Source organism: Saccharomonospora iraqiensis subsp. iraqiensis (assembly GCF_000430445.1).
Taxonomy (GTDB): domain Bacteria; phylum Actinomycetota; class Actinomycetes; order Mycobacteriales; family Pseudonocardiaceae; genus Saccharomonospora; species Saccharomonospora iraqiensis.
In genome coordinates, this window is sequence record NZ_KE387081.1 from 6,148 (window position 1) to 10,025 (window position 3,878).

The following is a 3,878-nucleotide window of genomic DNA, read 5'->3' on the forward strand; positions in this document are numbered from 1 at the left end:
CCGGCGACCCGGCGCTGCTGGTCGCGGCCCATCCCACCCGCGGGGTGGACGTCGGCGCGCAGGCCCTGATCTGGGACCGCATCCGCGCCGCGCGCCGCGCGGGACTGGCGGTGCTGCTGGTCTCGGCCGATCTGGACGAACTCATCGGCCTGTCCGACACGATCCGGGTGATGCTGCGCGGGCGGCTGGTCGGTACCGCCGACCCGGCCACCGTCACCCCCACCGAGCTGGGCTCGGCGATGACCGGTGCGGGTGCGGACCCCGAGGCCGCGGACGCGGTGGGGGAGGAGATCGCATGAGTGCCTGGCGCACCGCACTGCTGCCGCCGGTGCTGGCGATCGCGTTCGCGGTGGTGCTGTCGTCGGTGGCGCTGATCGTCTCCGGGGCCGACCCGCTGCACGCCTTCGGCACCATGGCCGCCCAGCTGGGCGAGGGCACGACGTCGGTGGACACCGTCAACCTGGCGACCGTGTACTACCTCGCCGGCCTGGCCGTGGCCGTCGGGTTCCAGATGAACCTGTTCAACATCGGCGTGGAGGGCCAGTACCGGTTCGCGGCCGTGGTGGCCGCGATCGTCGGGGCGGCGATGGAACTGCCCCCGGTGCTGCACGTGCCGGCCATCCTGGTGGTCGCCGTGCTCTCCGGCGCGCTGTACGCGCTGCTGCCGGCCATCCTCAAGGTCACCCGCGGGGTGCACGAGGTCATCACGACGATCATGCTGAACTCGATCGTGTTCGGCCTCGTCGCCTGGCTGATCAACCCGGACAACTTCGGGCAGTTGCAGGGCAACAACGTCAGCACCCCGGAGATCGCCCCCACCGGCCGGATCCCCGGCATCCCGTTCGGCGAGGCGGGGACCGTGTTCGGCGCGGTGTTCGGCGCCGCGGCACTCGGCTTCGGCTACTGGTACCTGCTCAACCGCACGCGGTTCGGCTTCGAGCTGCGCGCCAGCGGCGAGTCGCCGAGCGCGGCGGCCGCGGGCGGCGTGGACGCCAAGCGGATGACCGTGACCGCGATGCTGCTGTCCGGTGCCGTCGCCGGGCTGATCGCGATGCCGGAACTGCTCGGCCGCGACTACACCTACGCCATGACCGCCACCCAGGGGTACGGCTTCACCGGGATCGCGGTCGCGCTGCTCGGCCGCAACCACCCCGGCGGGATCGCACTCGGCGCGCTGCTGTGGGCGTTCCTGGACAAATCGGCGGTGTCGCTGGAGAGCATCGGCGTCCCCCGGGAGATCGCCACGATCATGCAGGGCACCATCGTGCTCGCGGTCGTGGTGGCCTACGAGATCGTCCGCCGCGCCGAGCTGGCCGCGGAACAGCGCCGGGTGGGGCGCACCCTCCGCGAGGGCGGGCCCGCGAGCGTCCACGAGGGAGGTGCGGTGTGAGCACCACGGTCGACACCGGATCGCCGGGTGCGGTGACGGAGCCGCCTCCCCGGCCGAAACGGACGCTGCCCGGCTGGGCCCGGGGTGCGTTGTGGGGCGTCGTCGCGGTGGCGATGCTGGCCACCACCTCGTACCTCACCGGCATCGACGCGCTGACCTCGGGCAACACCGCGCAGAACGCGCTGCGGCTGGCGCTGCCGATCCTGTGTGCGGCGCTCGGCGGACTGTGGGCCGAACGGTCCGGGATCATCAACATCGGACTCGAGGGCATGATGATCCTCGGCACCTGGGGCGCCGCCTGGGGTGCCTACTACGGCGGTGTGTGGGCCGGACTGCTGGCGGCGATGGTGTTCGGCGCGCTCGGCGGACTGCTGCACGCGCTCGCGACGGTGACCTTCGGGGTGAACCACATCGTCTCCGGTGTGGCGATCAACCTGCTCGGCCTCGGGGTGGCGAAGTACCTGGCGAACCTCGTGTTCGAGCCGCTGTCCGGCAACCCCAGGCAGTCGCCCCCGGTGCCGAAGTTCGACACCTACTCGGCGACGTGGCTGGCCGACTGGCTGGGCGAGCTGGAGGCCGCCCGCCGGGTGGGCATCTCGGACGTGGCCGGTCTGCTGCGCGGACTGGTCACCCAGGTCTCGCCGCTGGCGATGCTCGCGCTGCTGCTGGTGCCGGTGAGCTACCTGGTGCTGTGGCGGACCCGGTTCGGGCTGCGGCTGCGGTCGTGCGGGGAGAACCCGGTGGCCGCCGAGTCGCTCGGGGTGAACGTCTACCTGCACAAGTACGTCGCCCTGCTGATCTCCGGCGCGTTCGCGGGGATGGGTGGCGCGTCGCTGGTGCTGCTGCCCGGCGGGGCCGACTACCTGGAGAACCAGACCAACGGGCGCGGCTACATCGGCCTCGCGGCGATGATCTTCGGCAACTGGCGGCCCGGGGGCCTGCTGGGCGGCGCCGCCCTGTTCGGCTACTCGGACGGTCTGCAGCTGTCCGGTGGCGGCGAGGCCGTGCTGGCGCTGTGCTACGGCGTGGTGCTGCTGCTCGTCGTGCTCGCGGGGTGGCAGCTGTACCGCAGGCGGTGGGTCGCGGCCGGGCTCGCGGCGGCCGGTGCGGTGGCGCTGTATCTGCTGTACTGGACCAACGACGAGCTGCCCCGGGAACTGATCCCGTACACGCCGCACTTCGTCACGATCATCGTCCTGGCCGTGGCGGCGCAGCGACTACGCGGCCCGCGGGCCCTGGCGATGCGGTACCGACGGGGGGAGGGCGAGTAGCCATGACCGCCTCCGACGGGCCGGAACCCGACGCGGGCACCGACGTGGACTGGGAGCGGCTGCGCGCCGCGGCGGTGTCGGCCGCGGCGGGGGCCTACGCCCCGTACTCCGGTCTCGCCGTCGGTTCCGCCGCGCTGACCGACGACGGGCGGGTGGTCACCGGGTGCAACGTGGAGAACGCCTCGTACGGCCTGGGACTGTGTGCCGAGGTGACGATGGTCGGCCAGCTCCGGCTCACCGGCGGGGGCCGGTTCGTCGCCGTGGCCTGCCGCTCCGGCGCCGGGGCACTGCTCATGCCGTGCGGCCGGTGCCGGCAACTGATCGTCGAGATGGGCGGTGGCTCCTGCCTGGTGGACACGCCCCGGGGTGTGCTGCCGATGCGCACCGTGCTGCCGGACGCGTTCGGCGCGGGGGACCTGCCGTCGTGAGCGCCGAACCGTTCGCCGCCGTCGACGTCATCCGCACCAAACGGGACGGACACCGGCTGAGCGACGCCCAGATCGACTGGGTGATCGACGCCTACACCCGGGGTGTGGTGGCCCCCGAACAGATGTCCGCGCTCGCCATGGCGATCCTGCTGCGGGGCATGGATTCCGTCGAGACGGCCCGGTTCACCGGGGCGATGCTCGGCTCGGGGGAGCGGCTGCGGCTGCGCACCGACCGGCCCACCGTGGACAAGCACTCCACCGGCGGGGTCGGCGACAAGATCACCCTCGCGCTGGCGCCGTTGGTGGCGGCGTGCGGTGCGGCGGTGCCGCAGATGTCCGGTCGCGGCCTCGGCCACACCGGCGGAACCCTGGACAAACTGGAGTCGATCCCGGGCTGGCGGGCCGAGCTGTCGCTGGCCGAAATCGAGCGGCAGCTCGACGAGGTGGGTGCCGTGGTGTGCGCGGCGACGCCCGAGCTGGCCCCGGCCGACCGGGAGCTCTACGCGCTGCGCGACGTCACCGGCACCGTGGAGTCGGTGCCGCTGATCGCGAGCTCGATCATGAGCAAGAAGATCGCCGAGGGCGCGCGGAGCCTGGTGCTCGACGTCAAGGTCGGCTCGGGGGCGTTCATGAAGACCCCGGCCGACGCGCGCGAGCTGGCCCGGACGCTGGTCGACATCGGCACCACCCACGGCGTCGGCACCGGCGCGCTGCTGACCGCGATGGACGTGCCGCTGGGCGCGGCGGTGGGCAACGCGGTCGAGGTGGCCGAGGCCGTCGACGTCCTGC

Annotated in this window: 4 protein-coding genes and 1 pseudogene; all 5 read left to right on the forward strand. The window is 72.8% G+C overall.

All coding sequences use genetic code 11. From position 1 onward, the window contains the following. Nucleotides 1-299 (forward strand): annotated as a pseudogene (locus ACTIR_RS22520) (heme ABC transporter ATP-binding protein); the annotation flags it as partial. Continuing rightward, nucleotides 296-1,390 carry an ABC transporter permease gene (locus ACTIR_RS0109485; protein ID WP_026454085.1) on the forward strand — a complete coding sequence of 365 codons (1,095 nt, stop codon included), beginning with the start codon at nucleotides 296-298 and terminating at the stop codon, nucleotides 1,388-1,390. The pseudogene ACTIR_RS22520 and the gene ACTIR_RS0109485, both read left to right, overlap by 4 nt. Then, the gene (locus ACTIR_RS0109490; protein ID WP_026454086.1) at nucleotides 1,387-2,661 is read left to right on the forward strand and encodes an ABC transporter permease; all 1,275 of its coding nucleotides are present in this window, start codon (nucleotides 1,387-1,389) and stop codon (nucleotides 2,659-2,661) included. The genes ACTIR_RS0109485 and ACTIR_RS0109490 overlap by 4 nt, the downstream gene beginning before the upstream one ends. Nucleotides 2,662-2,663: 2 nt before the next feature. After that, nucleotides 2,664-3,089 carry a cytidine deaminase gene (locus ACTIR_RS0109495; RefSeq protein WP_052583800.1) on the forward strand — a complete coding sequence of 142 codons (426 nt, stop codon included), beginning with the start codon at nucleotides 2,664-2,666 and terminating at the stop codon, nucleotides 3,087-3,089. Then, nucleotides 3,086-3,878, forward strand: a 793-nt coding sequence (locus ACTIR_RS0109500) for a thymidine phosphorylase (RefSeq protein WP_026454088.1), incomplete at its 3' end; no start/stop codon positions are given. The genes ACTIR_RS0109495 and ACTIR_RS0109500, both read left to right, overlap by 4 nt.

What these genes read in the sequence shown, in the direction of transcription:
- ACTIR_RS0109485 (WP_026454085.1), top strand. Translation starts at nt 296, where the DNA reads ATGAGTGCCTGGCGCACCGCACTGCTGCCGCCGGTGCTGGCGATCGCG.
- ACTIR_RS0109495 (WP_052583800.1), top strand. Translation starts at nt 2,664, where the DNA reads ATGACCGCCTCCGACGGGCCGGAACCCGACGCGGGCACCGACGTGGAC.